Consider the following 3,215-nt stretch of genomic DNA (forward strand, 5'->3'; position numbering starts at 1 on the left):
GCGGTCATGCAAATCATTGGATCTGCAACTTTTCGAGTTGTAGTTTCTTAACTCATGTGATTAGCAAGTTCATAAGAGCAAACGGTGAATGCCTTGGCATCTGGAGCCGAAGAAGGACGTCGTAATCTGCGATAAGCCTCGGGGAGCTGATAAACGAGCTGTGATCCGAGGATTTCCGAATGGGGAAACCCCGCCAGGCCCCTTGTGGTGACCTGGTGACTCCCGCCTGAATATATAGGGCGGGTAGAGGGAACGTGGGGAAGTGAAACATCTCAGTACCCACAGGAAGAGAAAACAACAGTGATTCCGTCAGTAGTGGCGAGCGAACGCGGAAGAGGCTAAACCGAGTCATGTGTGATACCCGGCAGGGGTTGCATGGCCGGGGTTGTGGGACTTTTCGTTCCGGTCTGCCGGCCGGTGAACGTTACAGCGCATCATAGACGAACAGGTTTGAACGCCTGGCCAGAGCGGGTGCGAGCCCCGTAGTCGAAATGGTGTTATGGCGTGAAGAGTATCCCAAGTAGCACGGGGCCCGAGAAATCCCGTGTGAATCTGTCAGGACCACCTGATAAGCCTAAATACTCCCAGATGACCGATAGCGGACAAGTACCGTGAGGGAAAGGTGAAAAGTACCCCGGGAGGGGAGTGAAATAGTACCTGAAACCGTTTGCTTACAAACCGTCGGAGCCTCCTTGTAGGGGTGACGGCGTGCCTTTTGAAGAATGAGCCTGCGAGTTAGTGCTCTGTGGCGAGGTTAACCCGTGTGGGGCAGCCGTAGCGAAAGCGAGTCCGAATAGGGCGATTCAGTCGCAGGGTCTAGACCCGAAGCGAAGTGATCTATCCATGGCCAGGTTGAAGCGACGGTAAGACGTCGTGGAGGACCGAACCCACTTCAGTTGAAAATGGAGGGGATGAGCTGTGGATAGGGGTGAAAGGCCAATCAAACTTCGTGATAGCTGGTTCTCTCCGAAATGCATTTAGGTGCAGCGTTGCGTGTTTCTTGCCGGAGGTAGAGCTACTGGATGGCCGATGGGGCCCAAAAGCTTACTGACGTCAGCCAAACTCCGAATGCCGGTAAGTGAGAGCGCAGCAGTGAGACTGTGGGGGATAAGCTTCATAGTCGAGAGGGAAACAACCCAGACCACCAACTAAGGTCCCTAAGCGCGTGCTAAGTGGGAAAGGATGTGGAGTTGCACAGACAACCAGGAGGTTGGCTTAGAAGCAGCCACCCTTGAAAGAGTGCGTAATAGCTCACTGGTCAAGTGATTCCGCGCCGACAATGTAACGGGGCTCAAGCACGCCACCGAAGTTGTGGCATTGACATTAGTGGTAGGCCTTCGTGGTCCAGCCGTGTTGATGGGTAGGAGAGCGTCGTGTGGCGAGTGAAGCGGCGGTGTGAACCAGCCGTGGATGCCACACGAGTGAGAATGCAGGCATGAGTAGCGAAAGACGGGTGAGAAACCCGTCCTCCGGAAGACCAAGGGTTCCAGGGTCAAGCTAATCTTCCCTGGGTAAGTCGGGACCTAAGGCGAGGCCGACAGGCGTAGTCGATGGACAACGGGTTGATATTCCCGTACCGGCGAAGAACCGCCCAAGACAATCCAGTAGTGCTAAGTATCTGAATCCCTTTGATGGATCCCTTCGGGGTGAAGCGTTGGGCCTAGCGTACGACCCCGTGCTGGTGCGTTTAGCGTATTAACAGGTGTGACGCAGGAAGGTAGCCGAGCCGGGCGATGGTTGTCCCGGTCTAAGGATGTAGGGCGAACGATAGGCAAATCCGTCGTTCATATAGCCTGAGATCTGATGGGTAGACGCAAGTCGAAATCGGTGATCCTATGCTGCCAAGAAAAGCATCGACGCGAGGTTCTAGCTGCCCGTACCCCAAACCGACTCAGGTGGTCAGGTAGAGAATACTAAGGAGATCGAGAGAATCGTGGTTAAGGAACTCGGCAAAATGCCCCCGTAACTTCGGGAGAAGGGGGGCCTGAGGCGTGAACGGACTTGCTCCGGGAGCGTTCGATGGCCGCAGAGACCAGTGGGAAGCGACTGTTTACTAAAAACACAGGTCCGTGCTAAGTCGCAAGACGATGTATACGGACTGACGCCTGCCCGGTGCTGGAAGGTTAAGAGGAACGGTTAGCCGCAAGGCGAAGCTGAGAATTTAAGCCCCAGTAAACGGCGGTGGTAACTATAACCATCCTAAGGTAGCGAAATTCCTTGTCGGGTAAGTTCCGACCTGCACGAATGGCGTAACGACTTCCCAGCTGTCTCAACCGCGAACTCGGCGAAATTGCATTACGAGTAAAGATGCTCGTTACGCGCAGCAGGACGGAAAGACCCCGTGACCTTTACTATAGTTTGGTATTGGTGTTCGGTGTGGCTTGTGTAGGATAGGTGGGAGACGTTGAAGCGGGCACGCTAGTGTTCGTGGAGTCATTGTTGAAATACCACTCTGGTCACTCTGGATATCTAACTTCGGACCCTAATCGGGTTCAGGGACAGTGCCTGATGGGTAGTTTAACTGGGGCGGTTGCCTCCCAAAGAGTAACGGAGGCGCCCAAAGGTTCCCTCAACCTGGTTGGCAATCAGGTGGCGAGTGTAAGTGCACAAGGGAGCTTGACTGTGAGACTGACAAGTCGAGCAGGGACGAAAGTCGGGACTAGTGATCCGGCAGTGGCTTGTGGAAGCGCTGTCGCTCAACGGATAAAAGGTACCTCGGGGATAACAGGCTGATCTTGCCCAAGAGTCCATATCGACGGCATGGTTTGGCACCTCGATGTCGGCTCGTCGCATCCTGGGGCTGGAGTAGGTCCCAAGGGTTGGGCTGTTCGCCCATTAAAGCGGTACGCGAGCTGGGTTTAGAACGTCGTGAGACAGTTCGGTCCCTATCCGCTGCGCGCGCAGGAAATTTGAGAAGATCTATCCCTAGTACGAGAGGACCGGGATGGACGAACCTCTGGTGTGTCAGTTGTTCCGCCAGGAGCACCGCTGATTAGCTACGTTCGGAACGGATAACCGCTGAAAGCATCTAAGCGGGAAGCCGGCTTCGAGATGAGATTTCCATCCCTTCGGGGGAGAGGCTCCCAGCCAGACGACTGGGTTGATAGGCCGGATGTGGAAGACAGGACTAAAGACTGTCGGAGCTGACCGGTACTAATAAGCCGATAACTTGATAATCACTACACTCATACCGTTGTAAAGGCTGGTAGGAGTGG

1 rRNA gene is annotated in these 3,215 nt (G+C 54.5%); it reads left to right on the top strand.

The features are described from left to right. The first annotated feature begins 61 nt into the window (after window positions 1-61). Window positions 62-3,177, top strand: a 23S ribosomal RNA gene (locus tag C5C46_RS16405). The last annotated feature ends 38 nt before the right edge of the window (window positions 3,178-3,215 follow it).

This window comes from Rathayibacter sp. AY1E6, assembly GCF_002931115.1.
GTDB lineage: Bacteria > Actinomycetota > Actinomycetes > Actinomycetales > Microbacteriaceae > Rathayibacter.